Origin of the sequence: Pseudomonas putida W15Oct28 (assembly GCF_000708715.2) — a bacterium.
Taxonomy (GTDB): domain Bacteria; phylum Pseudomonadota; class Gammaproteobacteria; order Pseudomonadales; family Pseudomonadaceae; genus Aquipseudomonas; species Aquipseudomonas putida_R.
Genome location: NZ_JENB01000011.1, coordinates 113,892 through 139,246, shown reverse-complemented (window position 1 = coordinate 139,246; position 25,355 = coordinate 113,892). Strand labels below are relative to the sequence as shown.

Here is a 25,355-nt window from a genome sequence, read left to right as displayed (position 1 = left end):
GGAACATGCTTTCGAACTTGCGCCTGCGCATCCCTTTCACGCCTCGCAATGCGCTGGCTTTTGCTATTCACCTGGGGCTGGGCTGCCTGCCGCTAGCCCTGGCGCCTGTAGCGGTGGCCCAGCAGCAGGTGCAGCGCTATGACATCCCGGCGGGTGCGCTGGGTGATGTGCTCAGTAGCTTTGCTCGCCAGGCCGGCGTGGCGATTTCGTTCGATGCCAGCGAGGTCGAAGGGCGACGCAGCGCGGGGTTGCAGGGTAGCTATGGCGTGCAGGAAGGGTTTGCCGTGCTGCTGGGCGGGCAGGGGCTGCAGGCGCAGGCGAGTGCCGATGGTTTTGTGCTGGTCAGCGTGCCAGGCAATGAAGGGGGGCTGGAGTTAGGGGCAACCACCATCAACAGTCAGTTGCTGGGCAGCATTACCGAAGGCAGCGGCTCGTACACCACCGGTATCAGCAATGCCGCCACCAAGCTTAACCTGAGCCTGCGCGAGACGCCGCAGTCGGTCAGCGTGATGACCCGCCAGCGGATGGAGGACCAGAATTTGCGCAGCATCGGGCAGGTGCTCGAGCAAACGCCGGGTATCAATGTGCAGAGCCCGGGCAGTGATCGCCTGTACGTGTTCTCCCGTGGGCTGGCAATCGACAACTACCAGTACGACGGCATGCCCACCACGACGTTCGCGTTCAGCCAGGCGCTGCCCCAGGCGCTTTCGGACATGGCCATCTACGACCGGGTCGAAGTGGTACGAGGCGCTACCGGCTTGCTGACGGGGGCAGGCGACCCGTCCGGCACGGTAAACCTTATTCGCAAGAAACCCACGGCGCATTTCAAGGGCTACATCAGTGGCGGGCTCGGTTCCTGGGACCTGTACCGCACCGAAGTGGATGTGTCCGGCCCACTGACCGACAACGGTGCCGTGCGCGGTCGTGCGGTGGCGGCGTACCAGCAAGGCAACAGCTTCACCGACCACCTGCAGCAGCAGAAGACCATCGTGTATGGCGTGAGCGAGATGGACCTGACGCCGGATACCCTGTTTACCTTGGGCGTGGAGTACCTGGACAGCGACCCGCGTGGCTTTTCCACTACAGGTTTGCCGGTTGTGGCCACCAATGGCTCGGGGCGTGGTTTCCAGTACCGCATGCCGCGTTCATACAACGGTGCCAGCCGTGACAGCAGCAACCATCAGGAGTCGGTCAACACGTTTACCTCGCTTGAGCATCGCTTGGGCGATGGCTGGGCACTCAAGCTCGCCGCCAATTATCTGTATGGCACCCGCGACTACGATTCGGTCATCGTTGGCACCACCACGGGCGTGGTCAACCCGGTGACAGGCGATGGTTTGCGCTATACCGCCACCAAGGGTGACAACACGCAGAAGCAGCGCGGCATCGATGTAATGCTCAGCGGCCCGTTCCAGTTGCTGGGGCGTGAGCACGAACTGGTGATGGGCTTCAATTACCAAAGCTATGAGAACCGCCGTAACGGCTTTGGCAACCTGCTGGCCAATGGCAGCAGCAACAATGGCGTCAGCGGTGTGCCGGTGAACATCTGGGCCTGGGACAACCAGGGCCCGACGCCGGCCTACAACTTCAACCGTGAAGACGATGACATTGATCAGCGCCAGACAGGGGCTTACCTGGCGACGCGTCTCAAACCGACGGATGACCTGTCGGTGATCCTGGGTGCGCGGGTCAGCAACTACCAGTACGACGCCCTGTTCCATTATCACGTTGCCAGTCTGCAGCCCTACGACACTGACGACTCGGTCAAGGCCACCGGTGAAGTGACACCCTACGCGGGCGTGGTCTACGACCTCAACGACGTGCACTCGGTGTATGCCAGCTACACCAGCATCTTCAAGCCGCAGCCCTATCGTGACCAGGCAGGGAAGCTGCTGCAGCCGCGAGAAGGGGATAACTACGAGATTGGCTTGAAAAGCGAATACTTCGGCGGTCGCTTGAACACTGCTGTGGCGTTGTACGAAGTCAGGCTGGACAACGATGCCGTGGCCGACGGAACCGTGGCGGGCAGTGATGGCCTGATTACCGCTTATCGCGCGGAGCAGACCACCACCCGTGGTATCGACATGGAGGTGAGCGGGGAGCTGGCGCCGGGCTGGAACCTGGCAGCCAGCTATACCCATTCCAGGGTCAAGGACAACGACGGCGAGCGGGTCAAGACCACCATCCCGATGGACATGTTCAAGCTCTGGACCACTTACCAGCTGGGGGGTGAGCTGGAGCGGCTGACCCTTGGCGGTGGTGTGAACTGGCAGAGCGGCATGCATTTTACCGCGACGCCTTGGCAGGTTAGTAATCCGGTGAAGATCAAGCAGGGGGACTATGCCACCGTTGGCCTGATGGCACGCTACCAGTTCACTCGGGAGTGGTCGGCGACCGCGACGGTGAACAATCTTTTTGATGAAAAGTACTTCAGCTCGTTTGATGACAACTTCAACAGTGCTTCTTATGGCGAGCCGCGCAACTTCATGCTGAGTTCCAAGCTGGAGTTCTAGGGTTCAGGGTTTCACGCGGTCCTTGTAGGAGCGGCCTTGCCGGGGCGCCGGACCGGTCGGATAGGGCCGCAGAGCGGCCCCGGCAATTTTGTAGCGGTGCGAAGATCCCGGGGGCGCTTCGCACCCCGATCGCGACACAAAGCCGCTCCTACAGGGGTCGCGAAAGGCCTTGAGCTTTTTCGCAGGCAAAGAAAAAGGGCTTACCTTGCGGTAAGCCCTTCGTCTTGTTTGGTGGCTACACAGGGACTTGAACCCCGGACCCCAGCATTATGAATGCTATGCTCTAACCAACTGAGCTATGTAGCCAATGGCGCGCATTATTCTCTTGAACGGGCCCTCTGTCAACACTCATTTCAAAAAAAATTTGCACGCTTTCAAAAACTTAGCGGCCAGGCCTGGTTTCAGTGCACCACAAGCCAGTGCCCGAGCACGCCCTTAAGCTGCAGGTGCTGGGCCGCCGCCAGGGATTGCAGGCTTTCGCCAGGGCGGTCGAGGTTGAAATCACCGCTCACGCGCCGATGGGCCATTTGTTCATCCATCATCCACACGCGCTGCCCCTGGTAGCCGGCAAGGCGCTCCAGCACCTGCCCCAGTGGCATGTCGGTGGCTTTAAGGCGTCCGTTGCGCCAACTGTCGGCGGTTTTCAGGTCTGCCTTTTGTACCGGGTCGATGCGTGTGTCATCGAAGGTGACCCGCTCACCCGCCGAGACCATGCGCTGCTCACCCCCCTGGGTGACCATGGCCTTGCCACTGAGTACGACAAGTTCATCATGACTTGCATGGCGGGCTACCTGCAGGCGGGTGCCGAACACATGGATGCGTGCGTTGCCCACGTCCACTTCCATCGCCCGCCCGTCGAGCACGACTTCCAGGTACACCTGGCCCTGCACCAGGTGCAGTTGGCGGGTGCGGCCGCGCAGGTCGACGTTCATTGCGCTGGCGCTGTCCAGGTTGAGGGTCGTGCCATCCGCCAGGCGTGTGCTGCGCCGCTCGCCCACGTCGGTGTGCAGCTCGCTGGCCAGCCGCTGCATCAGCGGCCAGTACAGGTAGGCTGCGGCGCCCAACCCGAGCAGGAACACAAGCGCCAACCATTTGCCCAAGTGGCTGCGGCGTACTGTGACGTGCCGTGGGCGAGGGCGGGCGGGTGGTGGTTGCAGCTGTTGCCAGAACGTCTCCAGCTCGGCGTAGGCGTGGGCATTTTCGGGTACCTGGCACCAGGCTGCGAACGCCTGGCGCTGGGCTTCGTCGCAACCGGGCTGGCGCAACAGCGAAAACCACTCCAGCGCTTCCTGCTGTGGGTCGGGCTGCTGCAGCTGCTTGGCGGGCATCGGGCTCATGGGGTCGGTCTGCTCACGATAGGGGCCGTTTCGCCCAACGATGACAGGGGTATGGGCTAAGGATGCTAATTATATTGAGAACCATTTTCAAGTACGTTGCGACAGAGGGATAAAAAAGGTAGCTATGTATCTATTTGTTTCCTGATAATCGGATCCCAAACTGCGGACGGAGATTCAGGCACATGGCCACCAGTAGCGCCTCCACGGCGTCCACCAGCGCAGCGGCGAGCCAACAGACGCCGCTGGTAATGCGCATCATCGGTTTCTGCGCCCTGGCGCACCTGATCAACGACCTGATCCAGTCGGTGCTGCCGGCGATCTACCCGATGCTCAAGGCCAATTACGACCTGAGCTTCGCCCAGATCGGCCTGATTACCCTGACGTTCCAGATCACCGCTTCGCTGCTGCAACCCTGGGTCGGCTTTTTTACTGACCGCCGCCCCGCGCCAAACCTGTTGCCGATGGGCACCCTGTGCACGCTGGTGGGCATCGTGATGCTGGCCTTCGTCGGCAGCTTCCCGATGATCCTGCTGGCTTCGGCGCTGGTCGGCATCGGCTCGTCGACGTTCCACCCGGAAACCTCGCGTATTGCGCGCCTGGCCTCTGGCGGGCGCTTCGGTCTGGCCCAATCGACCTTCCAGGTGGGCGGCAACACCGGCTCCGCACTGGGCCCGTTGCTGGCGGCGGCCATCGTCATTCCGTTCGGCCAGACCCACGTGGCCTGGTTCGGCCTGGCCGCGTTGTTCTTCCTCGGTGTCACCCTGATGCTGCGCGGCTGGTACAAGGAGCACCTCAACCAGGCCAAGGCGCGCAAGGCGGTGCAGGCCACCCATGGCATTTCGCGCAATCGGGTGATCGCGGCGCTGATCGTGCTGGGCCTGCTGGTGTTCTCCAAGTACTTCTACATGGCCAGCTTCACCAGCTACTTCACCTTCTACCTGATCGAGAAGTTCGACGTGTCGGTGGCCAGCTCGCAGTTGCACCTGTTCCTGTTCCTGGGTGCGGTGGCGGCGGGTACGTTCTTTGGCGGCCCGATCGGTGACCGCATCGGGCGCAAGGCCGTGATCTGGTTCTCGATCCTGGGTGTGACGCCATTCACCTTGGCGCTGCCGTATGCCGACCTGTTCTGGACCACCGTGCTGAGCGTGGTGATCGGCTTTATCCTGGCTTCGGCGTTTTCTGCGATTGTGGTGTATGCGCAGGAGCTGGTGCCGGGTAGCGTGGGCATGATCGCCGGGATCTTCTTCGGGCTGATGTTCGGCTTTGGCGGCATTGGCGCGGCGCTGCTGGGGTATGTGGCGGACCTGCGCGGTATCGAATATGTGTATGGCCTGTGCTCGTTCCTGCCTTTGTTCGGGTTGTTGGCGGTGTTCTTGCCGTCTACAGGTAAACGCTGAGATCGCTGGGGGCTGCTTTGCAGCCCCCGGGCGATTGACGAGCCCCCCTGAGGTGGCTAGAGTGCCGCCTCTTTTTACCCACCACCTGCGTAGTAGCCAAAGCAATGCGCCGTAACCCGTCCCTCCCACATGCCCGCCAGCCTGCCCTCCAGGCCCTGCGTCGTGCCTGGCCGAGCGACACGGTGCTCAAGCGTCGCCGCAGCGTGCTGTTTGCCTTCACCTTCTCGCCACACCTCGCCTGAACTGATCTGCGCTTTTGCGTCGCTCGCCACCCTGGCGTGCGCGCCTGTGTCTGCACGTCTTTTCGGTTTGCAAGGAGTGGTACATGAACATGCGTTTGCTGGCGGGCCTGTTGTTCGCCGTTTCGGTCGTGGGCTTCAGCCTGGGGGCCAGCCTGCCGCTGGTGTCGTTGCGCCTGCATGAGGCCGGGGCCAGTACCCTGGAAATCGGCATCATCTCGGCCATCCCCGCTGCGGGCATGATGCTCTCGGCGTTTCTGGTCGACGCCTGCTGCCGCCACCTCACCCGGCGCACCATCTACCTGCTGAGTTTCAGCCTGTGCACCGTCAGCATTGCCCTGCTCGAATCGGCCTTTGGCTCGATGTGGTTGCTGGCGCTGCTGCGCCTTGGCCTGGGGCTGGGCATGGGTATTGCCATCATCCTCGGCGAGTCGTGGGTCAACGAGCTATGCCCTGAGCATAATCGCGGCAAGATCATGGCCCTTTACGCCACCAGCTTTACCGGCTTCCAGGTGCTGGGCCCGGCCATGCTCGCGGTGCTGGGCGCCAACAGCCCGTGGATCACCGGTGTGGTCACCGCCTGCTACGGCCTGGCGTTGCTGTGCATCGTGCTGACCGTTCCCAATGACCATGTCGAACATGAAGAGGGCGACAAGAGCTTCGGCCTGGCCGGGTTCTTCCGCGTGGCTCCGGCGTTGTGCGTGGCGGTGCTGTTTTTCTCGTTCTTCGATGCCGTGGTGCTGTCGTTGTTGCCGGTGTACGCCACCAGCCATGGCTTTGCCGTGGGCGTGGCGGCGCTGATGGTGACGGTGGTGTTTGCCGGCGACATGCTGTTCCAGCTGCCGCTGGGCTGGCTGGCCGACCGGGTGGAACGCACCGGGCTGCACCTGGTGTGCGGGCTGGTGGCGATGTCGATTGGCATCGGCCTGCCGTGGCTGCTGAACATGACCTGGCTGCTGTGGCCGCTGCTGGTGGTGCTGGGCGCGGTTGCGGGGGGCATCTATACCTTGGCGCTGGTGCTGATCGGGCAACGCTTCAAAGGCCAGGACCTGGTCACTGCCAATGCCAGCGTGGGTTTGCTGTGGGGCGTGGGTAGCCTGATCGGCCCGCTGGTCAGTGGCGCAGCGATGGATGTGGCCCCGCATGGCCTGCCCATGGCGCTGGCGCTGATGGCCGGGTTGTTCGTGTGTTTTGCCCGGCAATCGTACCGGCGCGCGGGCCGGATGCGAGCTGTAGCAGACTGACATCCTCCCAGCGTACGCGACACCCGTGGGGGTCACTGTCTTGTGCTGTTTGCTCTGGCCCAATCGCCGGCAAGCCAGCTCCCACAGGTACGGTGTATGGCTAGTAGGCGATGCGATCAATGTGGGAGCGGCCTTGTGTCGCGAAAGGGCTGCGGAGCGGCCCCACAATTTCAGCTTCGCCGCGAATATTGCCGGGGCCGCTTTGCGGCCCTATCGCGACACAAGGCCGCTCCCACAAGGAGCGCGCAGCCGCTCAAATTAGTCAGGCTGCGCCGATGCTTACCCAATAGCGCGTTTTGTAGTCGACACGCACCGGCAGGCTGCGGGTGAGCAACTGCAGAATCTGACTGGTATCGGCCAGCTGATAGGTGCCTGATACCTTCAGGTTCGCCACCTCGGGGGCACAGCGCATCAGGCCAGGGCGGTAGCGGGCGAGCTCTGCGACAAACTCGCCCAGTGGCATCTGCTGCACGCTGAGCACACCGTCGGTCCAGCCCCAAGGGTCGCTGTGCAGGGCCACCGTGTGGACACTGCCATTGGCCCCAACCTGCAAGGTTTCGCCCGGCTGCACCTGCCGCGGCGAGGCCGAAGAGGGGAACAGCGTAACCTCACCACGACGTACCGCCAGCAGCAGGCCATGGTTGTTTTCGCGCAGCAGCAGTTGGCCGTTGAGGGTGGTCAGCGGGCCGACGCGGGTGTCGATGTGGAACGGGCGGGTATCGTTGGGGTTGCTGTCCAGGCTGACCTCGCCACGTACCAGTTCCAACTGGCGTTGCTCGGCGCTGTAATGCAGGTCGATGGCGCTGGCAGTGTTTAGCAGGATATGGCTGCCATCGCTGGCTTGCCACTGGCGCCGTTCACCCGTGGCGGTGCTGCTATCGGCCAGCAACTGCGGCAGGCCCAGAGGTTCGCGCGTGGCCCAGCCCAGGCTGCCGCCCACGGCCAGCAGCCCCAGTAGCTTGAGGTGGTCACGGCGGCTGCTGCGCTGGCGCTGGCTGCCGTCCAGGGTGCGCCGGCTCAGGTCCTTGGGCAGCCCGGCCAGTTCGTCGCCAAGGTGGCTGACCCGTTGCCATGCCAGCGGGTTGTGCGGGTGGCTGGCCAGCCAGTGCTGGAACTGCTGCTCGGTACGCGGGCTGGGGCGGTCGAAGCGCAGCTTCACCAGCCAGTCGATGGCCTGGTCGACTTGCGCCTGCGCCGGCACGCTGTCACGCATCGGCATAACGCAACCGGTAGCAGACGCCCAAGGCCTTGGCCAGGTCGCGCTCGACCGTGGCCCGGGACACTTCCAGCTGCTGGGCGATCTGCACGATGCTCAAGCCGTCCAGTTGAGCCAGCAGAAACGCCTGGCGAACACGCGGTTTCAGCTGGTGCAGGGCACGGTCGAGGCGGTCCAGGGCATCGAGAATGACCAGCCTGTGCTCTTCGCTGGGTACCTCGGCTTCGGGCAGGTGGGCCAGGCTTTGCTGGTAGGCGTGTTCCAGTGCGCGACGGCGAAACTGGTCGATCATCAGGCCACGGGCGATGCTGCTGAGGTAGGCGCGTGGCTCTTTCAGCGGCGAAACCTGACGGGCCCGCAGCAGCCGCACGAAGGTATCCTGGGCCAGATCGGCGGCATGCTCACTGCAACCTACCCGGTTGCGCAACCAGCCGCGAAGCCAGCTATGGTGGGCCTGGTAGAGCAGAGCGACCTCGGTCGGCTTGAGCGTGTCGTTGATCTGCATCGTAGCGAAGGCCCGGTCCTGTGAACTGTGCGACTGTGAATAGTTCTCAATTCTATGCGGGGATAACGGCACAGGGCAATGGTATGCCAGGAATTCGCCGCGCAAGAACCGGCGTTTACCCGATGAACGGCTGGGCTAAGCTGGACCTGCATTCACCCTGTTGGAGGCGCCATGATCCTGGCCGACCTTTCGCCCGAGGCCTACTGCGAGGCTACGCGATATTTAGCAGCGCTCGACCCGGACTGGTCGCGGCACATTGCTGCAACCGGGCCTTGCCTGCATCAGGCCACGCCGGGGCGTGAGCCCTACGAGGCGCTGGTGCGGGCGATTGCCTATCAGCAGCTGCATGCCCGTGCTGCCGAAGCGATCCTTGGTCGGTTGCTGGCGTTGTTCCCGGAGGTTGCGTTCCCGACGCCACAGCAGTTGTTGACGGTCAGCCCGGAAACCCTTCGCGCCTGCGGTTTTTCGGCAAGTAAGCTGGCCACGGTGCAAGGCATAGCCCAGGCCCGGCTGGAGGGCCTGGTGCCGACGCGGGAAGAGGCATTGGCCATGGCTGACGAAGCGCTGATCGAACGCCTGGTAACCTTGCGCGGGGTAGGGCGATGGACGGTGGATATGCTGCTGATCTATAGCCTGGAACGTTCGGACATTCTGCCAGTGGACGATTTTGGCGTGCGTGAGGGGTATCGGCGGTTGAAGGGGGTGGAGAAGGCGCCGACACCGGCGCAAATGCGCTCCCTGGGCGGCGGCTGGCGGCCGTTTCGAACCGTGGCGGCCTGGTACCTGTGGCGGGCCTGAGGTTTTTGCATCGCCTGTACCGGCCTCTTCGCGGGCATGCCCGCTCCCACAAGTCCTCTGCGGGGTTCGAGCCTTGTGCAGTGCCTGTGGAATCACCTGTACCCAGAGGGACTGCACAAGGCTCGAATCCGGCAGAGTACCTGTGGGAGCGGGCGTGCCCGCGAAGAGGCCGGTACAGGCGAAAACTTATCTGGATGCTGACCCATGAATCTCTACACCACCCCTGACCAACGCTGGCAAGCCGTCGAGTCCCGCGACTCCAGCGCCACCGGCCACTTCGTCTACGCCGTGCGCACCACGGGCGTCTACTGCCGCCCCGGCTGCAAGTCACGCATGGCCAAGCGCACCAACGTCGAATTCTACGACAACCCCACTGCCGCCGAAGCCGCAGGCTACCGCGCCTGCAAGCGTTGTATCAGCAAGGCCAGCACCACCCGCCACAGCCAACTGGTCACCCGCGCCTGCCGCCTGATCGAAACCAGCGACCCCGCGCCCAGCCTCGACCAGCTCAGCGCGCAACTGGCCGTCAGCCCCTTCCACCTGCACCGCCTGTTCAAGGCCGAAACCGGCGTTACCCCCAAGGCCTACGCCACGGCCTTCCGTGCCCGGCGCCTGCGTGAGCACCTGGAAGACGGGCAGCGTTCAGTCACCGACGCCATCTACGATGCCGGCTACAACTCCAACAGCCGCTTCTACGAAAGCGCCGATCAGCGCCTGGGCATGCGCCCCCGGCAGTACCGTGCAGGCGGCGCAGGGGCCACCCTCCATTTCGCCCTCGGCCAGTGTTCGCTGGGCGCGATCCTGGTGGCCCAGAGCGAGAAGGGCATTTGCGCGATTTTGCTGGGCGACGACCCCGAGGCCCTGTTGCACGACCTTCAGGACCAGTTCCCCAAGGCCCGCCTGATCGGCGGCGACAGCGCATACGAACAGTTGGTCGCCACAGTGGTGGGCTTTGTCGAAGCCCCGGCGCTGGGCCTGGCGTTGCCGCTGGATGTGCAAGGTACGGCGTTTCAGGAGCGGGTGTGGCAGGCGCTGCGCGAGGTGCCGGCCGGCAGCCGGGTCAGCTACACCGACATTGCCGAGCGTATCGGTGCGCCCAAAGCGGTGCGCGCGGTGGCCATGGCTTGTGCGGCCAACCACATCGCGGTGGCCATCCCCTGTCATCGGGTGGTGCGCAGGGACGGCGATATCAGTGGCTACCGTTGGGGTGTCGAGCGCAAACAACAACTGCTCAAGCGAGAGACGGCACTCTCCTGATTGCCTGAAGCCGCGTAGAATCCCCCGCCAAATCGAGTTGTAAAGAGGAAACTTCGATGAGGCGTTTCAGCCTTGCCCGTTATTGCCCAGGCCTGATGGCCCTGCTGGCCCTGATGCTGGTTATTGCCAGCCCGGCCTGGTCGGCCTCGGCCACGCCATTGTCCAACCTGGCTGCTGCCGAAGCGCCAGCGCTGGATGAAAATGCCAGCATCGAACAGCTGAGCGACCGGCTGGACCTGATCCGCCAGGGTGTCACCAGCGAGGCCAACGATGACTTGCTGTCGCAGTTGCGCCTGGCAGCGATGCAGGTTCAGCGCCAGGCTGATGCATTGAGTGCACAGCGCACCGCCGACGTAGGCAAGCTCGACGACAAGTTGAAGGTCATCGGCCCGGTCCAGCCGGACGAGGCCGTCACCCTGACCCAGCAGCGCAAAGAGCTGGAGGCCGAAAAAAAGGCACTGGTAGCCCAGCAGGATCAGGCCACCAAGCTGACCCAGTCGGCTCGCGACCTTTCCACGCAAATCGTCAACCTGCGCCGCAGCCAGTTCAACTCGCAGATCACCAGCCGCGCGGCCTCGCCACTGAGCCCGGCGTTCTGGCAGAGCATCATTCGCCCCACCCAGGACGACGTGGCGCGCCTGCGTGACCTGCGCGGCGAGGCGGCCGATGCCATCGGCACTGCCTTCAGCGCCGAAAACCGCTGGCTGTTCATTACCAGCCTGGTGGCGGCGATTCTGGTCTGGACCCTGGTGCGGCGCGTGCTCGAGCGTTTGCTGGCCAGTGCCATGGTCGGCTGGTTGCCCGAGGGCCGCCTGCGCCGCAGCGCCTTGGCCCTGGGCGTCAGCCTGGCAACCCTGGGTACCATTGCCGGTTCTGTATCGCTGCTGCGCTGGGGGCTGGAGAGCAGTGCCGAGCTGGGTTCCGATATCGCCAGCCTCACCAACCACATTCTCACCCTGGTGGTGTTCAGCGCCTTCATAACCGGCCTGGGCCGCGCCATGCTGATGCTGCAACGGCCGTCGTGGCGGCTGCCGGCGATCCATGACGAAGTCGCCAGCGCACTGGGCTGGTTCCCGAAGGTGCTGGCATTGGCACTGATGGTCATGATGACCATGGAGCGCATGAACAGCGTGATCGGCGCCAGCCTGGCGCTGACCGTGGCGGTCAATGGCCTCACTGCGCTGGTCGTGGCGTTTATTTTTGCCGGTGCGCTGCTGCGTTACCGCCGCACCCTGCGCAAGCATGATCTGGAGCGCCCCACGGGCCTGGCCGGGTTGATTCCGTTCGTGATGGTCATATGGTTGGCGTTGATCCTGCTGGCGCTGCTCACCGGTTACCTGACACTCGCCTATTTCCTGACTGCCAAGCTACTGTGGGTCAGCCTGGTGGTCACCTGTGCCTACTTGCTGACCACCTTCTTCGGCGACCTGTGCGAAACCCTGCTGTCGCCACGCCAGCCCGGCGGACTGGCGCTGGCCTCGACCCTGGGCCTGGCGCCTCGCCACCAGGCGCAGGCCAGCACCGTACTGGCCGGCATCGGCCGCACCATTGTGCTGTTCCTGGCGCTGTTGCTGGTGTTGATGCCGTCGGGCACCAGCCCCAGCGAACTGCTACTGAGCCTGGGCGACTGGGACGGCACCGGTGGCAAGCTGCTCGGCAACCTGAACATCGTGCCGCAGGACATCCTGCTGGCGATGGGGATCTTCTTCGGCGGCCTGTTTGCCATTCGCGTGGTCAAGCGCTGGCTGAGCGATCGCCTGCTGCCGGAAACCGACATGGACGCCGGCATGCGCGCCTCGCTGGTAACCCTGGTGGGTTACCTGGGCTTCCTGTTCCTGGCCATGCTGGTGATGTCGACCCTGCGCATCAACCTTACCAGCCTGACCTGGGTGGTCAGTGCCCTGTCGGTGGGTATCGGTTTTGGCTTGCAGCAGATCGTGCAGAACTTCATCTCCGGCTTGATCCTGCTCACCGAGCGCCCCGTCAAGGTGGGCGACTGGGTCAGTCTGGCGGGTGTCGAGGGTGATATCCGCCGCATCAATGTGCGCGCCACCGAGATCCAGATGTCCGACCGCTCGACGGTGATCGTGCCCAATTCGCAGTTCATCTCTCAGAACGTGCGCAACGTGACCATGGGCAATGCGCTGGGCGTGGTCGGCATTACCCTGACCCTGCCACTGGAGACCGATGCCAACCGGGTCCGCGAGCTGTTGTTGGCGGCTTACCAAGAGCATGAGGCGATTCTGGATGCACCAGCCACTTCGGTGTCGTTCAAGGACTTGACTGCCAGTGGCATGGTGATTGGCGTCAGTGGTTACGTGGCGGGGCCGCGGCAGGTGTCGGGCACCCGTAGCGACCTGCTGTTCACCATCCTTGGGCGCCTGCGTGATGAGGGTATTCCCCTGTCTTCGCCGCAGAGCATGGTGCTGGTGCAAGAGGGTACGCGCCCGGCTGATGAATCGGCTTGAGTGCCGGGGGCTGCTTTGCAGCCCTTTCGCGACACGAGGCCGCTCCTACAGGGATGTGCATGCTCTCAGGCGGTGCGATCCCTTGCAGTAGCGGCCTTGTGCCGCGAAAGGGGCGCACAGCGCCCCCGAATTCAATGCTGCTTGGCCTGCTTGATCCGCAGCAGAATCACCATCAACACCAACAGTACCGGCGGCGCCATGGCCAGCAATCCATCCCGCGCCGTCAGCCCCAACCCCAGCACATTCAGCCCGCCATACAGCAGCTTGAACAAGTTCAGCAGGTAGTAGGTGATGGCAATGATCGACAGCCCCTCCACCGCCCGCTGGATTTTCACCTGGGCATCGGCCCGGGCATTGAGGCTGCGCAGGATCTCGGCGTTCTGTTCTTCCATCTCCACCTGCACACGCGCCTGCAACAGGTCGCCCAGGTTCGCCACGTTCTTCGCCAATTGCTCCAGCCGCTGCTCGGTCGCCGCGCAATAGCGCACAGTCGGCTTGAACCGACGTTCGATGAACACCCCCAGGCGCTGGCAGTCGCCCACATGGCTTTCGCGCAGCTCGCCCAGGCGTTCGAACACCAGTTGCGCATAGGCTTGTGTGGCGCCGAAGCGGTGGCGGGTCTTGACCGTGTGGCTGACCACCTGGCGTGACAAGTGGGCAATGGCGTCCAGCAGCCCTTTGGAGTCATGGCCGTCCCCCCCGGCACTGCGCTCCGAGAGGCTGACCAAGGTCTTGTCGAAGGTATCCAGTTCGTGGCTCAGGGCCTTGGCCGTGGCCAGGGTCAGCGAGGCCATCATGCGGTACGTCTCGATTTCCAGCAGACGGCGGATCATGCGGCCCTGGCGGTAGGCATTGAGGCGGCGGTTGATGAACAGGAATCGGTTGGTGCCATCTTCGGTCAGGCGGAAATCGCTCCACACCACCGCATCGCCCCCGCCAACGCACGAGCCGCATGGGTCCTTGAAGCCGTAGTGGGCCAGGTTCAGGTCGTGTTCGTCACGCACCAGCACCTGCACTGCGTTGATTACCTGCGCTGCCTGCGGGGCAATTGCCTCGGCCAGCACCGGCGGCAGGGGCTGCCACAGCGCCTATGAGATCGAGCGCCGCCCGCGCGGCGCTTCGCGGGGCAAGCCCGCTCCCACATTTGTTTCGGGCCAATCAATCCTGATCCATTAGCGCGCGGTCCCTTGTTTGTCCCCTTCGATATCGCGTCGTGCACCCAGGGGTACGCGCGCCAATGGCACAGGCATGACTGGCCCGAAACAAATGTGGGAGCGGGCTTGCCCCGCGAAGCGCCGCGCGGGCGGCGCTCGATCTCACAGGCGCTGCAAGGGTTGTGGCAGGCTCAAAGCCAACGCCATCTATAGACAGCCCCATCACCGCCCTGACACCCAGCGAAGCAACACCCCAAAAACAAAGCGGGGAGGCCTTCCGGCCTCCCCGCTTCAGTTACCTACCTTAAAGGCTAGGGAACGCAAACTGCGACGCCTCATGGCTGGCACGCTGCGGCCAGCGCTGGGTAATCGCCTTGCGACGGGTATAGAAGCGCACCCCGTCCGGGCCATAGGCATGCAGGTCGCCGAACAGCGAACGCTTCCAGCCACCAAAGCTGTGATAAGCCACCGGCACCGGCAGCGGCACGTTCACACCGACCATGCCCACTTCGATCTCGTCGCAGAACAGGCGTGCCGCTTCACCGTCACGGGTGAAGATGCAGGTACCGTTGCCATACTCGTGATCATTGATCAGCTGCATGGCCTGCTCCAGGCTGTTCACACGCACCACGCACAGCACCGGGCCAAAGATCTCTTCTTTATAGATGCGCATCTCCGGGGTCACCTTGTCGAACAGGGTGCCACCCACGAAGTAGCCATCTTCATTGCCGGCCACACGCAAGCCGCGGCCATCCACCACCAGCCTGGCGCCTGCAGCAACACCGTCATCGATGTAACCCACGACCTTGTCACGGGCAGCAGCCGTTACCAGCGGGCCCATGTCCAGGCCACACGAAGTGCCGGCACCAATCTTCAGTGCCTTGATCTGCGGTTCCAGCTTGGCAATCAGGGCATCGGCCACCTGGTCGCCCACGCATACCGCCACCGAAATAGCCATGCAACGCTCGCCGCACGAACCGTAGGCCGCGCCCATCAGTGCGCTGACGGCATTGTCCAGGTCGGCATCCGGCATCAGTACTGCGTGGTTCTTGGCGCCACCCAAGGCTTGCACGCGCTTGCCGCGCTTGGTGCCTTCGGCATAGATGTACTCGGCGATCGGCGTCGAGCCGACGAAGCTCAGCGCTTTGACTTCTGGCGCTTCGATCAGCGCATCCACCGCTTCCTTGTCACCGTGCACCACGTTCAGGATGCCCTTCGGCAGGCCGGCTTCCAGCAGCAGCTGGGCGATGTACAGGGTCGAGCTCGGGTCACGCTCGGAAGGTTTGAGGATGAAAGCGTTGCCGCAGGCAATGGCCAGCGGGTACATCCACAGCGGCACCATGGCCGGGAAGTTGAACGGGGTAATACCAGCGACCACGCCCAGCGGCTGGAAGTCGGACCAGGCATCGATGTTCGGGCCGACGTTGCGGCTGTACTCGCCTTTCAACACTTCTGGCGCTGCGCAGGCGAACTCGACGTTCTCGATGCCGCGCTTCAGTTCGCCGGCTGCGTCTTCCACGGTCTTGCCATGCTCTTCGCTGATCATCTGCGAAATCTTGGCTTCGTTCTGCTCCAGCAGTTGCTTGAAGCGGAACATCACCTGGGCGCGCTTGGCCGGCGGGGTGTTGCGCCAGGCCGGGAAGGCCGCCTTGGCGGAGTCGATCGCTTCCTGCACGGTCGCGCGGCTGGCCAGCTCGACCTTGCGTACAGCCTGGCCGGTGGACGGGTTGAAGACATCGGCGGTGCGCTCACCCTTGGAAACCAGCTCGCCATGGATCAGGTGCTGAACAATGCTCATGCAAAACTCCAGATATAGAAGGTAGAAGCAGGCGCGCTATCTATATGTACGCACCTGGCATCGAAATCGGAAAGATCAGTCGATCAGGTTCAGGTTTTCGCCGACGGCGTCGAACAGGCGGTCCAGTTCCTGCGGCGTGGTGTTGAACGTTGGGCCGAACTGCAGGGTGTCGCCACCAAAGCGTACATAGAAGCCTGCCTTCCACAGCTTCATCGCCACTTCGTACGGGCGGACGATGGCATCACCGTCACGGGCGGCGATCTGGATGGCGCCGGCCAAACCGTAGTTACGGATATCGACGACGTTCTTGGTGCCCTTCACGCCGTGCAGCAGCTTCTCGAAGTGCGGCGCCAGCTCGGCGGCGGACTGCACCAGGTTTTCCTTCTGCAGCAGGTCCAGCGCGGCGATACCGGCGGCGCAGGCCACCGGGTGGGCCGAATAGGTGTAGCCGTGCGGGAATTCCACGGCGTATTCCGGCGTGGGCTGGTTCATGAACGTCTGGTAGATCTCGCTGCTGGCAATCACCGCGCCCATCGGAATGGCGCCGTTGGTTACCTGCTTGGCGATGCACATCAGGTCCGGGGTCACGCCGAAGGCTTCAGCGCCGGTCATCGCGCCCATGCGGCCAAAGCCGGTGATCACTTCGTCGAAGATCAGCAGGATGTTGTGCTGGGTGCAGATTTCACGCAGGCGCTTCAGGTAACCCTTCGGCGGCGGCAGTACACCGGCGGAACCCGCCAGCGGCTCGACGATCACCGCAGCGATGTTGGAAGCATCGTGCAGCTCGATCAGCTTGAGCATTTCGTCAGCCAGGGCAATACCGCCCTCCTCCGGCATGCCCTTGGAGAAGGCGTTCACCGGCAGCACGGTGTGAGGCAGGTGGTCGACGTCCAGCAACTGGCCGAACATCTTGCGGTTACCGTTGACGCCACCCAGGCTGGTACCGGCGATGTTCACGCCATGGTAGCCACGGGCACGGCCGATCATCTTGGTCTTGGTCGCTTGGCCTTTCAGGCGCCAGTAGGCACGCACCATCTTCAGCGCGGTGTCGGCGCACTCGGAACCGGAGTTGGTATAGAAGACGTGGTTCAGATCGCCTGGAACCAGATCGGCAATCTTTTCCGCCAGCTGGAACGACAGCGGGTGGCCAAACTGGAACGCAGGTGAATAGTCCAGGGTACCCAGCTGACGGGTCACCGCGTCGGTGATTTCCTTGCGGGTGTGCCCGGCGCCGCAGGTCCACAGGCCAGACAGCGCATCGAAGATCTTGCGCCCCTGGTCATCGACCAGGTAGTTGCCTTCGGCCGCCACGATCAACCGTGGGTCGCGGTGGAAGTTACGGTTGGCGGTGTAGGGCATCCAGTGGGCATCCAGCTTGAGCTGGCTGGCGATACCGGCGGTAGCGGTTTCGGGCATGTTCATCGGCGGTTCCTCGAAAGACGATTAGGCAACGATGTATGTTGTTGCAGCTAAATTGGCACGGCGATAAAGTCTGAAAAAGCCAACATTTCTAATCTTCAGACAGGCCGTGACTAAACTGATGAGCCGACGCCCCGATCCACTCGCCCAAGTCAGCGATTTCGACATCCGCCTGCTGAAGATCTACCGCAGCGTGGTCGAGTGCGGTGGCTTTTCGGCCGCCGAAAACGTGCTGGGCATTGGCCGCTCGGCCATCAGCCAGCAAATGAACGACCTTGAGCAGCGCCTTGGCCTGCGCCTGTGCCAGCGCGGCCGCGCCGGTTTCTCGCTGACCGAGGAAGGCCGCGAGGTCTACCATTCGGCACTGCAACTGCTCAGCGCGCTGGAAAGCTTTCGCACCGAGGTGAACGGCCTGCACCAGCACTTGCGAGGCGAACTGAACATCGGCCTGACCGATAACCTGGTCACCCTGCCGCACATGCGCATCACCCATGCCCTCGCCGAACTCAAGGACCGCGGGCCCGATGTGCGTATCCAGATACGCATGATCGCCCCCAGCCAGGTCGAGCACGGCGTGCTCGACGGCAGCCTGCATGTCGGTGTGGTACCCCAGACCAGCCCGCTGTCAGGCCTTGAGTACCAGCCGTTGTACAGCGAACGCTCACTGTTGTACTGCGCGGTCGGCCACCCGCTGTTCTATGCCGATGATCAGCAGGTCGACGACGACCGCCTCAACAGCCAGGAAGCCATCACCCCCACCTTCCGCCTGCCAGCCGACATCCAGGCCCATTACCAGGCGCTGAACTGCACGGCCAGTGCTTCGGACCGCGAAGGCATGGCGTTTCTCATCCTCACCGGGCGCTACATTGGCTACCTGCCCGACCACTACGCCATGTTCTGGGTGCAGCAAGGCCGCTTGCGCGCCCTGAAGCCGCAACAGCGCTTCTATGACCTGAGCCTGAGCTGGGTAACGCGCAAGGGCCGGCGGCCGAACCTGGTACTGGAAAGCTTCCTCGACAGCCTGGCTGCGACACGTTGATGCCAGTCTCTGCCGCAAACGCTTGTCACTTCGGCGCAGGCAGGTAATCTTGTCCGACAGCCGCAGCCCCTGACCCGTACGGAATCGTCCATGACCCTAGAAGTCCCTGCGCACCGCCTCTCTGCCTCGGGCAAGCCCGCGGGCCGCATCCGCCAGAAGAACGAGCAGGCCATTATCCAGGCCGCCGAAGACGAGTTCGCCCGCCATGGTTTCAAGGGCACCAGCATGAACACCATCGCCCTCAAGGCGGAATTGCCCAAGGCCAACCTGCATTACTACTTCACCAACAAGCTGGGCCTGTACATTGCCGTGCTCAGCAACATCATCGAGTTGTGGGACAGCACCTTCAACGCCTTGAGCGTCGAGGACGACCCAGGGGAAGCCCTGAGCCAGTACATCCGCACCAAGATGGAGTTCTCGCGACGCAACCCGCAGGCCTCGCGTATTTTCGCCATGGAAGTGATCAGCGGCGGCACCTGCCTGACCGAGTACTTCAGTGCCGACTACCGCGAGTGGTTCCGTGGCCGGGCTGCCGTGTTCCAGGCCTGGATAGACGCTGGCAAGATGGACCCGGTCGACCCGGTGCACCTGATCTTCCTGCTCTGGGGCAGCACCCAGCACTACGCCGACTTCGCGACCCAGATCTGCCAGGTTACCGGCCGCAGCCGCCTGACCAAGCAGGACATGGAAGACGCGAGCAACAACCTTATCCACATCATTCTGAAGGGCTGCGGCATCAAGCCGGCTGTGTAACCGTCATTTATGCCTTCTACCCTGCTCGACCTCTGCGAATACCGCGAGGACATCCGCAAAAGCCGCTTCATCACCCTCGCCGGGCCGATCAGCAGTGCCGCCGAAGCGATGAGTTTCATCGAACGCCACAGCGACCTGGCCGCCACCCACAACTGCTGGGCCTGGAAGCTCGGCGCGCAGTACCGCAGCAACGATGATGGCGAACCCGGCGGCACCGCAGGCCGGCCGATTCTGGCAGCCATCGAAGCGCAGGACTGCGACCAGGTCGTGGTGCTGGTGATCCGCTGGTACGGCGGCATCCAGCTGGGTACCGGCGGCCTGGCCAGGGCTTATGGCGGCGGGGCCAACAAGTGCCTGCAACAGGCGCCCAAGCGGCTGCTGGTGCAGCGCAGCGAATTCACCTGCAGTTGCAGTTTCAGCGAACTGGCACTGGTGAAACTGCGCCTTGCCGAGGTTGACGGCCTGGTACTGGATGAACAGTTCACTGCCAATGGCGTAGACCTGTTGATTGCGCTCGGCGACGCCCACCTGGGGCCACTGCAGCAGCAACTGGCCGACCTGAGCCGCGGGCGTATCCTGCTCGAAGCGCGCTGAACATTGCCCACAGCAACTGTGGGCCTGCCTGTGGATAAGCTTGGGGCAGTCGCTTGCACGCTAGTGTTTTCATGGCCTGCAGAGCTTTGATCATATTTTGATCACTATTTGATGACAGCCGCAAATTGCTGAAAGCCCACGAGTTATCCCCAACACGAGGCCAGGCGCGCCCGCCTGCATCGCCCTAAGCTTGCACACAATAACTGTGGATCAGCTTGTGGATAACCCGTGCGCCAACAGATGAATCGCCCGGCCAGGCAAGGCCCAGGCGACGTTGATCATTTTTTATACAGACCTGGGCAGGCAGTGAGTGCCGCTGTGGATTATTCTCAAATACCTTTCACTATTACCGACCACGGAGCGCGTTCACATGACTGACGCAAAAACCGCACTTATCATCGGCGCCTCGCGCGGGCTTGGCCTGGGCCTGGTGCAGCGCCTGAACGAAGACGGCTGGAACATCACCGCCACCGTGCGCAACCCGCAGCAACCCGGCGCACTGGCGGACGTACCGGGCGTGCGCATCGAACAGCTGGAAATGAACGACACCGCCCAGCTCGATGGCCTGAAGCAACGCCTGCAGGGCCAGGTGTTCGACCTGGTATTCGTCAACGCAGGCGTCATGGGCCCCATGCCGCAAGAACTGGAGACGGTACAGAACAAGGACATCGGCGACCTGTTCATGACCAATGCCGTGGCGCCGATCCGTGTGGCCCGCCGCTTGGTCGGCCAGGTGCGCGAGGGCAGCGGCGTGCTGGCCTTCATGAGTTCGGTCCTGGGCAGCGTAACCATCCCCGACGGTGGCGAAATCTGCCTGTACAAGGCCAGCAAGGCAGCGCTGAACTCGATGATCAACAGCTTCGTGGTCGAACAACAGCGCCCCGGCCTGTGCGTGCTGGCCATGCACCCGGGCTGGGTGAAAACCGACATGGGCGGCGAAAACGCCGAAATCGACGTGTTCACCAGCACCCGCGGCATGCTCGACCAGATCAACGCACAAAGCGGTAACGGCGGCCTGCGTTTCATCAACTACAAGGGTGAACCCTTGGTCTGGTGATTCACCGGGTCGCAGCCTGGCCGGGCGCAATGCCCGGCCAGCCCCTGTAGAATGGCGGCAACCGTACCTGATTGAGATGATCCACTATGTATGACTGGTTGAACGCCCTGCCCAAGGCCGAACTGCACCTGCACCTGGAAGGCTCGCTGGAGCCCGAGTTGCTGTTCGCCCTGGCCGAGCGCAACAAGATCGCCCTGCCCTGGGCTGATGTGGAGACCCTGCGCGGTGCCTATGCCTTCAACAACCTGCAAGAGTTCCTCGACCTGTATTACCAGGGCGCGGATGTGCTGCGTACCGAGCAGGACTTCTACGACCTGACCTGGGCCTACCTGCAACGCTGCAAAGCCCAGAACGTGATCCACACCGAACCGTTCTTTGACCCGCAAACCCACACCGACCGCGGCATCCCTTTCGAAGTGGTGCTCAATGGCATCAACCAGGCGCTGAAGGACGGCCACAAGCAACTGGGTATCAGCAGCGGCCTGATCCTTAGCTTCCTGCGCCACCTCAGTGAAGAGGAAGCGCAAAAAACCCTCGACCAGGCCCTGCCGTTCCGCGATGCGTTCATCGCCGTCGGCCTGGACAGCTCGGAAATGGGCCACCCGCCCAGCAAGTTCAAGCGCGTGTTCGACCGCGCCCGCAGCGAAGGCTTTGTTGCCGTTGCCCATGCCGGCGAAGAAGGCCCGCCCGAGTACATCTGGGAAGCGCTCGACCTGCTGCAGATCAAGCGTATCGACCATGGGGTACGCGCCATCGAGGACGAGCGCCTGATGCAACGCATCATCGATGAGCAGATCCCGCTCACCGTGTGCCCGCTTTCCAACACCAAGCTCTGCGTGTTCGACCACATGAGCCAGCACAACATCCTGGACATGCTCGAACGCGGCGTGAAGGTTACGGTCAACTCGGACGACCCGGCCTACTTCGGCGGCTACGTGACGGAAAACTTCCACGCCCTGCACACCCACCTGGGCATGACCGAAGACCAGGCCCGTCGCCTGGCGCAGAACAGCCTGGATGCCCGGCTTGTCTGATTGAACGACGGCGTTGCGCTCAACCGACCTGCAACGTCGCCACGCGGGCTATGCGATTGATCTGCTGGATACCCAGCGCCGAGATATGCAATGCCCGCGTGTCCTCTGCCTCACGCATCCAGCCAGATTGCAGAAACAGCCTGAACAAGGCCTGGCCCAGCACACCGCCCAGGTGCGGGGCTTGGTCGTTCCACTCGGTGCAACGGCAAATCACACAACCGCGTTGCTGGTCCGGTGCCAGGGCATCGATATAGACCCCGACAAGCGCCAACTGCGCTCGCCCCTCATCACTCACCATCAGTTGCCTGCCGCTGCCCTCCAGCCAGCCGGCCACCACCAGGCGGTGATAGAGCTCACTGGCAAGTTCCCCACCCAGGTGATCGCCACAACGGCGTGCCCGGCGCATCGACATGGGCAGCGGTGAAACCGGGGCCTTGGCCCGCTCCCCCCTGGCGCTCTCCAGCTGAACGCTGGCCAGGGCCTCCACGGCGGCCCCCACCTGCGGTGTCGCCAGGCGGAAATAGCGCTTGCGGCCACGTGCTTCATGCCTGAGCAAACCGGCCGACGACAGCAACGAAAGGTGCGCGCAGGCCGATGACGAAGTCAGGCCGGTCATTATCGCGAGCTCATTGGCCAGCCGTGGCGTGCCGTCGATCAATGCCCACAACATGGCACTGCGCTTGGGGTCGGCCATCAGGCTGGCTATCTGGCTGATACTGCTGGCTGCGTTCATGTCCCTGTAACTCCCTGCAAGTTCACTGTGTGGATGCGATGGCCAACCCTGGCAGGGAAGCACGTCTCGCTGTCACTGGCCTGGTTCGTCAGTATAAGCCGCAGCAAACGCCATTCAGACGGCCACGTGCCGACGCACCTACCGCGTAAAGCCACTGGGTATGCCTACCCATGGCAAGCAGTGACGCGGCCTCGGAAAACTGCCCGAAGCCCGGTCAGCCAAAGCTCCGATATACGCATACAGGGGTGCTGAAACATCTTGATGAAAAAAGACGTGCTGCAATTTCAGATATGGCCCACAGCCATGTTTCACAAATAGCGCGAAACAAAGCGAAGGTTCTGCAGGTTTGCGGGCATTACACCCAAAGCAGGAAACAGGGTGTCGAAAGTGCGCCTGTCGACCGTCAGTCAGGACACTGATGCAGCCCGTGGCAGGCACGAGGGGCAGCGCTACACTTGAGCGGCTCCCCCCTTCTGGAGGTTTGCCGCGATGAAAATTGTCGTCAGTGCATCGAGCCGAAACCCTGCCTGCCCCTGGCAGGTCCAGCTCGATCAACACGTGGTCAGTTTCCGCAGCGAGGCCGAGGCGCGGGCCTTCGTCGCCACGCTGGAAACCCGCCTGCAGGCACCTCACCCGCTTATGCGGGACGCGTGGCCTGCAAGCGTCGGGTCAGCAGCGCGACACTGACCGCCAGTGCACCGCACAAGCTGATCACCATCGCCATCGGTACCGCACTGCCATCATGCAGCAGGCCGACCAGTGCCGCCGCCCCTGCGGCGACGCTGAACTGCAGGCAGCCCATCAGTGCCGAGGCGCTGCCAGCCCGTGCGCCCTGCCCGCTCATGGCGCATGCAGAGGCATTGGGGATGATGCAGCCCAGGCTGGCGATGCAGATGAACAGCGGTACCAGCAGCGGCCACAACTGGGTCGGCTGCAATGCTGCCACGCCCAACAGTGCAAGGCCTGCCGCCAGGTACACCCAAACCCCGCGCGCCAGCAAAAACGCCGGCCCACGCTTGGCCAACAGACGCGCATTCACCTGTGCCACCAGGATAAAGCCGGCGGCATTGGTGCCGAACAGCCAGCCGTAGTGCTCGGCCGGCACGTCATAGAGCTTGATGAACACGAAAGGCGAACCGGCGATGTAGGCAAACATGCCGGCAATGGCGATACCGCCGGTCAAGGCGTGGCCAAGGAACACCCGGTCAGCAAGCAACCGCAGGTACTGGCGCAACGCGCCAGACAACGGCTGACGCGGCATGTGCGCAGGCAGGCTTTCCGGCAGGCCAAGGCTGACCGCCAGCAGGCAGCCGGCGCTGAACAGGCTCAAGGCCAGGAAGATCGACTGCCAGCCCGCCAGGTTCACCAGCACACCGCCCAGCATCGGTGCCAGGATCGGCGCCAGGCCCATGACCAGCATCAGTTGCGAAAACACTTTGGCCGAGGCCACCGGGTCGCACTTGTCGCTGACGATGGCCCGCGACAGCACCATGCCGGCACAACCGCCCAATGCCTGGACGAAGCGCGCCAGCACCAGGGTGTCGAGGTTGGGGGCATAGGCACAGGCCAGCGACGCCAGGGTGAACAGGGTCACCCCGAACATCAGCGGTATGCGCCGGCCAAAGCGGTCGGCTACCGGGCCATAGGCCAACTGGCCGATAGACAGGCCGAGGAAGTAGGCGGCCAAAGTGGCCTGGATGTGTTTTTCATCGGTGGCGAACGCCTGCGCCATGGCCGGGAAGGCGGGCAGGTAGAAGTCGATCGCCAAGGGCCCGAACGCACTGAGTGCACCCAGGATGAGCACCATTCGCAGGTTCATCAGGAATCCATAGCAGGCTAAGCAAGTGATTGATTCTACCTGCTGTGGACCCTATCGGTATGAAAACATTTGCAACAAACCTGGGCCTTGGTCTCGCTCAAAACCCTAAAACTGGCGTGGTCCCTGTGGGAGCGGGCGTGCCCGCGAATCAGGCAACGCGGTGGATGGCACCGGCTATGCCGGTGTTCGCGGGCAAGCCCGCTCCCACAGGTAAGTCTTCAGGCGAGTTCGGCCTGGTAACCTTCATCCCGAATGGCGGTAAGGATCTGCTCCTGCGCCAAGTCACTCTGCACCCGTACCTGCTTGGCTGCCAGGTCGATCTCGACCTTGGCCGCTGCATCCTGCTCCTGCACCGCGCGGGTCACGGCTTTCACGCAATGGCCGCAGGTCATGCCTTGTACATTGAACACTTGCATGGGGGTTGCCTCCTTCAGGTTTTCAACGAGTCTCAAGCTTGCCATCGGGGCAAGGTCAAGCCCTGCCAGCAACACATGGGGTGGAAATCCACGCCCGCGTCGGCCAAGCTTCGCGTTTGACGATCAGGCAAGCAGGAGATTCTTCATGTTCAGGGCAGCATTGGGCGTCGTCGGGCTATTGAGCGCGCTGGCTGCGGTGCCACCGGCCAGTGCCGAGGGCAATTCGGACTACAGCGTACTGATCATTTCCCGGGAACGCCTGGAAGTGGCCACCAACTGCGAAATCGGCGTCTACCTCAACGATCAGCTTTCCGGGCGTGTGTTCCAGGAGCAATCCACCTCGTTCAACCTGCCGCCCGGCCCGGTGGATGTGCGCCTGCGCCTGCTGCCAGGGCAGATGCCAGGCTGCGCACCGGGCATCGAGGACCAACGCAGCACACGTTTGAACCTGCAGACGGGCCAGATCAACAAATACCGCATCGCCATGGGGCAATATGGGCTGGAGTTGAAGCGAGCCGGCCTGGGCTATTGACCTTACCTGCATGGCAAGGTTGATGCTGGAGGC

Annotated in this window: 22 protein-coding genes, 1 tRNA gene and 1 pseudogene; 14 read left to right on the top strand and 10 right to left on the bottom strand. The window is 63.1% G+C overall.

Going from position 1 to position 25,355, the window contains the following annotated elements; all coding sequences use genetic code 11:
- The first annotated feature begins 5 nt into the window (after positions 1 to 5).
- Complete coding sequence (locus tag AK81_RS10155) at positions 6 to 2,513, top strand: TonB-dependent siderophore receptor (RefSeq protein WP_081042040.1); 2,508 nt, start codon at positions 6 to 8, stop codon at positions 2,511 to 2,513.
- 229 nt (positions 2,514 to 2,742) lie between these two features.
- On the opposite strand, the gene AK81_RS10150 is transcribed toward AK81_RS10155, so the two are convergent.
- Positions 2,743 to 2,819 (bottom strand) — tRNA-Met (locus AK81_RS10150).
- A 95-nt stretch (positions 2,820 to 2,914) separates the two neighbouring features.
- Positions 2,915 to 3,841 carry a FecR family protein gene (locus AK81_RS10145; protein ID WP_043198745.1) on the bottom strand — a complete coding sequence of 309 codons (927 nt, stop codon included), beginning with the start codon at positions 3,839 to 3,841 and terminating at the stop codon, positions 2,915 to 2,917.
- 191 nt (positions 3,842 to 4,032) lie between these two features.
- On the opposite strand from AK81_RS10145, the gene AK81_RS10140 reads away from it, so the two are divergent.
- The 3 genes from AK81_RS10140 to AK81_RS10135 all read left to right on the top strand — a co-directional run bounded on the left by AK81_RS10140 (position 4,033) and on the right by AK81_RS10135 (position 6,730).
- Complete coding sequence (locus AK81_RS10140) at positions 4,033 to 5,247, top strand: MFS transporter (RefSeq protein WP_043198744.1); 1,215 nt, start codon at positions 4,033 to 4,035, stop codon at positions 5,245 to 5,247.
- Between the two features lie 104 nt (positions 5,248 to 5,351).
- Entirely contained in the window at positions 5,352 to 5,489 is a 138-nt protein-coding gene (locus tag AK81_RS30215; RefSeq protein WP_016484845.1) for a hypothetical protein, read from the top strand.
- 83 nt (positions 5,490 to 5,572) lie between these two features.
- Positions 5,573 to 6,730, top strand: a complete 1,158-nt coding sequence (locus AK81_RS10135; RefSeq protein ID WP_043198742.1) for an MFS transporter — start codon at positions 5,573 to 5,575, stop codon at positions 6,728 to 6,730.
- A 262-nt stretch (positions 6,731 to 6,992) separates the two neighbouring features.
- Here the strand turns inward: AK81_RS10135 and AK81_RS10130 are convergent, their stop codons facing one another.
- Both AK81_RS10130 and AK81_RS10125 read right to left on the bottom strand, forming a co-directional pair.
- Positions 6,993 to 7,949, bottom strand: a complete 957-nt coding sequence (locus tag AK81_RS10130) for a FecR domain-containing protein (protein ID WP_043198740.1) — start codon at positions 7,947 to 7,949, stop codon at positions 6,993 to 6,995.
- Positions 7,936 to 8,451 carry a sigma-70 family RNA polymerase sigma factor gene (locus AK81_RS10125; RefSeq protein ID WP_043198738.1) on the bottom strand — a complete coding sequence of 172 codons (516 nt, stop codon included), beginning with the start codon at positions 8,449 to 8,451 and terminating at the stop codon, positions 7,936 to 7,938. Before AK81_RS10125 ends, AK81_RS10130 begins: the two co-directional genes overlap by 14 nt.
- 171 nt (positions 8,452 to 8,622) lie before the next feature.
- On the opposite strand from AK81_RS10125, the gene AK81_RS10120 reads away from it, so the two are divergent.
- From AK81_RS10120 to AK81_RS10110, 3 genes are all read left to right on the top strand, one after another.
- Positions 8,623 to 9,249 (top strand): DNA-3-methyladenine glycosylase family protein, encoded by a 627-nt coding sequence (locus tag AK81_RS10120; RefSeq protein WP_043198736.1) that lies wholly within the window; start codon positions 8,623 to 8,625, stop codon positions 9,247 to 9,249.
- A gap of 204 nt (positions 9,250 to 9,453) precedes the next feature.
- The gene (ada, locus tag AK81_RS10115; protein WP_043198734.1) at positions 9,454 to 10,506 is read left to right on the top strand and encodes a bifunctional DNA-binding transcriptional regulator/O6-methylguanine-DNA methyltransferase Ada; all 1,053 of its coding nucleotides are present in this window, start codon (positions 9,454 to 9,456) and stop codon (positions 10,504 to 10,506) included.
- A gap of 56 nt (positions 10,507 to 10,562) precedes the next feature.
- A complete protein-coding gene (locus tag AK81_RS10110) occupies positions 10,563 to 12,974 on the top strand; it encodes a DUF3772 domain-containing protein (protein ID WP_043198732.1) in 2,412 nt (803 codons plus the stop codon).
- A 131-nt stretch (positions 12,975 to 13,105) separates the two neighbouring features.
- On the opposite strand, the pseudogene AK81_RS10105 reads toward AK81_RS10110, so the two are convergent.
- The 3 genes and pseudogenes from AK81_RS10105 to AK81_RS10095 all read right to left on the bottom strand — a co-directional run.
- A pseudogene (locus AK81_RS10105) lies at positions 13,106 to 14,056 on the bottom strand (DUF3422 domain-containing protein); the annotation flags it as partial.
- A gap of 376 nt (positions 14,057 to 14,432) precedes the next feature.
- Positions 14,433 to 15,926: a CoA-acylating methylmalonate-semialdehyde dehydrogenase gene (locus AK81_RS10100; RefSeq protein ID WP_043198731.1), complete on the bottom strand. Its 1,494-nt coding sequence runs from the start codon at positions 15,924 to 15,926 to the stop codon at positions 14,433 to 14,435.
- A gap of 75 nt (positions 15,927 to 16,001) precedes the next feature.
- Entirely contained in the window at positions 16,002 to 17,348 is a 1,347-nt protein-coding gene (locus tag AK81_RS10095; RefSeq protein WP_043198728.1) for an aspartate aminotransferase family protein, read from the bottom strand.
- 115 nt (positions 17,349 to 17,463) lie between these two features.
- Here AK81_RS10095 and AK81_RS10090 point away from each other — a divergent pair, with 115 nt between their 5' ends.
- The 5 genes from AK81_RS10090 to AK81_RS10070 all read left to right on the top strand — a co-directional run bounded on the left by AK81_RS10090 (position 17,464) and on the right by AK81_RS10070 (position 21,822).
- Positions 17,464 to 18,384: a LysR family transcriptional regulator gene (locus AK81_RS10090; protein WP_193393753.1), complete on the top strand. Its 921-nt coding sequence runs from the start codon at positions 17,464 to 17,466 to the stop codon at positions 18,382 to 18,384.
- Positions 18,385 to 18,474: 90 nt separating this feature from the next.
- Complete coding sequence (locus tag AK81_RS10085) at positions 18,475 to 19,137, top strand: TetR/AcrR family transcriptional regulator (RefSeq protein WP_043198725.1); 663 nt, start codon at positions 18,475 to 18,477, stop codon at positions 19,135 to 19,137.
- Positions 19,138 to 19,146: 9 nt separating this feature from the next.
- On the top strand, positions 19,147 to 19,731 hold the full coding sequence (locus tag AK81_RS10080; RefSeq protein WP_043198722.1) for an IMPACT family protein: 585 nt from the start codon (positions 19,147 to 19,149) through the stop codon (positions 19,729 to 19,731).
- 370 nt (positions 19,732 to 20,101) lie between these two features.
- Positions 20,102 to 20,788: an SDR family oxidoreductase gene (locus AK81_RS10075; RefSeq protein ID WP_043198721.1), complete on the top strand. Its 687-nt coding sequence runs from the start codon at positions 20,102 to 20,104 to the stop codon at positions 20,786 to 20,788.
- 86 nt (positions 20,789 to 20,874) lie between these two features.
- Positions 20,875 to 21,822, top strand: coding sequence for an adenosine deaminase (locus tag AK81_RS10070; protein WP_043198720.1), 948 nt, complete (start codon positions 20,875 to 20,877; stop codon positions 21,820 to 21,822).
- 19 nt (positions 21,823 to 21,841) lie between these two features.
- Here AK81_RS10070 and AK81_RS10065 read toward each other — a convergent pair whose 3' ends face one another.
- A complete protein-coding gene (locus AK81_RS10065) occupies positions 21,842 to 22,555 on the bottom strand; it encodes an ArsR/SmtB family transcription factor (RefSeq protein ID WP_043198719.1) in 714 nt (237 codons plus the stop codon).
- Between the two features lie 489 nt (positions 22,556 to 23,044).
- Here AK81_RS10065 and AK81_RS30390 point away from each other — a divergent pair, with 489 nt between their 5' ends.
- A complete protein-coding gene (locus tag AK81_RS30390; RefSeq protein WP_080642756.1) occupies positions 23,045 to 23,242 on the top strand; it encodes a hypothetical protein in 198 nt (65 codons plus the stop codon).
- Here the strand turns inward: AK81_RS30390 and AK81_RS10060 are convergent.
- Both AK81_RS10060 and AK81_RS10055 read right to left on the bottom strand, forming a co-directional pair.
- Complete coding sequence (locus tag AK81_RS10060; RefSeq protein ID WP_043198718.1) at positions 23,193 to 24,374, bottom strand: multidrug effflux MFS transporter; 1,182 nt, start codon at positions 24,372 to 24,374, stop codon at positions 23,193 to 23,195. The genes AK81_RS30390 and AK81_RS10060 overlap by 50 nt on opposite strands.
- Positions 24,375 to 24,592: 218 nt before the next feature.
- Positions 24,593 to 24,790, bottom strand: a complete 198-nt coding sequence (locus AK81_RS10055; protein WP_043198717.1) for a heavy-metal-associated domain-containing protein — start codon at positions 24,788 to 24,790, stop codon at positions 24,593 to 24,595.
- A gap of 145 nt (positions 24,791 to 24,935) precedes the next feature.
- Here AK81_RS10055 and AK81_RS10050 point away from each other — a divergent pair, with 145 nt between their 5' ends.
- Positions 24,936 to 25,322 carry a hypothetical protein gene (locus tag AK81_RS10050; RefSeq protein ID WP_043198716.1) on the top strand — a complete coding sequence of 129 codons (387 nt, stop codon included), beginning with the start codon at positions 24,936 to 24,938 and terminating at the stop codon, positions 25,320 to 25,322.
- The last annotated feature ends 33 nt before the right edge of the window (positions 25,323 to 25,355 follow it).

What these genes read in the sequence shown, in the direction of transcription:
- AK81_RS10130 (WP_043198740.1), bottom strand. Translation starts at nt 7,949, where the DNA reads ATGCCGATGCGTGACAGCGTGCCGGCGCAGGCGCAAGTCGACCAGGCC.
- AK81_RS10110 (WP_043198732.1), top strand. Translation starts at nt 10,563, where the DNA reads ATGAGGCGTTTCAGCCTTGCCCGTTATTGCCCAGGCCTGATGGCCCTG.
- AK81_RS10080 (WP_043198722.1), top strand. Translation starts at nt 19,147, where the DNA reads ATGCCTTCTACCCTGCTCGACCTCTGCGAATACCGCGAGGACATCCGC.
- AK81_RS10120 (WP_043198736.1), top strand. Translation starts at nt 8,623, where the DNA reads ATGATCCTGGCCGACCTTTCGCCCGAGGCCTACTGCGAGGCTACGCGA.
- AK81_RS10050 (WP_043198716.1), top strand. Translation starts at nt 24,936, where the DNA reads ATGTTCAGGGCAGCATTGGGCGTCGTCGGGCTATTGAGCGCGCTGGCT.
- AK81_RS10085 (WP_043198725.1), top strand. Translation starts at nt 18,475, where the DNA reads ATGACCCTAGAAGTCCCTGCGCACCGCCTCTCTGCCTCGGGCAAGCCC.
- AK81_RS10095 (WP_043198728.1), bottom strand. Translation starts at nt 17,348, where the DNA reads ATGAACATGCCCGAAACCGCTACCGCCGGTATCGCCAGCCAGCTCAAG.
- AK81_RS10155 (WP_081042040.1), top strand. Translation starts at nt 6, where the DNA reads ATGCTTTCGAACTTGCGCCTGCGCATCCCTTTCACGCCTCGCAATGCG.
- AK81_RS10125 (WP_043198738.1), bottom strand. Translation starts at nt 8,451, where the DNA reads ATGCAGATCAACGACACGCTCAAGCCGACCGAGGTCGCTCTGCTCTAC.
- AK81_RS10100 (WP_043198731.1), bottom strand. Translation starts at nt 15,926, where the DNA reads ATGAGCATTGTTCAGCACCTGATCCATGGCGAGCTGGTTTCCAAGGGT.
- AK81_RS10145 (WP_043198745.1), bottom strand. Translation starts at nt 3,841, where the DNA reads ATGCCCGCCAAGCAGCTGCAGCAGCCCGACCCACAGCAGGAAGCGCTG.
- AK81_RS10060 (WP_043198718.1), bottom strand. Translation starts at nt 24,374, where the DNA reads ATGAACCTGCGAATGGTGCTCATCCTGGGTGCACTCAGTGCGTTCGGG.
- AK81_RS10135 (WP_043198742.1), top strand. Translation starts at nt 5,573, where the DNA reads ATGAACATGCGTTTGCTGGCGGGCCTGTTGTTCGCCGTTTCGGTCGTG.
- AK81_RS10075 (WP_043198721.1), top strand. Translation starts at nt 20,102, where the DNA reads ATGACTGACGCAAAAACCGCACTTATCATCGGCGCCTCGCGCGGGCTT.
- AK81_RS10055 (WP_043198717.1), bottom strand. Translation starts at nt 24,790, where the DNA reads ATGCAAGTGTTCAATGTACAAGGCATGACCTGCGGCCATTGCGTGAAA.
- AK81_RS10070 (WP_043198720.1), top strand. Translation starts at nt 20,875, where the DNA reads ATGTATGACTGGTTGAACGCCCTGCCCAAGGCCGAACTGCACCTGCAC.
- AK81_RS10140 (WP_043198744.1), top strand. Translation starts at nt 4,033, where the DNA reads ATGGCCACCAGTAGCGCCTCCACGGCGTCCACCAGCGCAGCGGCGAGC.
- ada (WP_043198734.1), top strand. Translation starts at nt 9,454, where the DNA reads ATGAATCTCTACACCACCCCTGACCAACGCTGGCAAGCCGTCGAGTCC.
- AK81_RS30215 (WP_016484845.1), top strand. Translation starts at nt 5,352, where the DNA reads ATGCGCCGTAACCCGTCCCTCCCACATGCCCGCCAGCCTGCCCTCCAG.
- AK81_RS10065 (WP_043198719.1), bottom strand. Translation starts at nt 22,555, where the DNA reads ATGAACGCAGCCAGCAGTATCAGCCAGATAGCCAGCCTGATGGCCGAC.
- AK81_RS30390 (WP_080642756.1), top strand. Translation starts at nt 23,045, where the DNA reads ATGAAAATTGTCGTCAGTGCATCGAGCCGAAACCCTGCCTGCCCCTGG.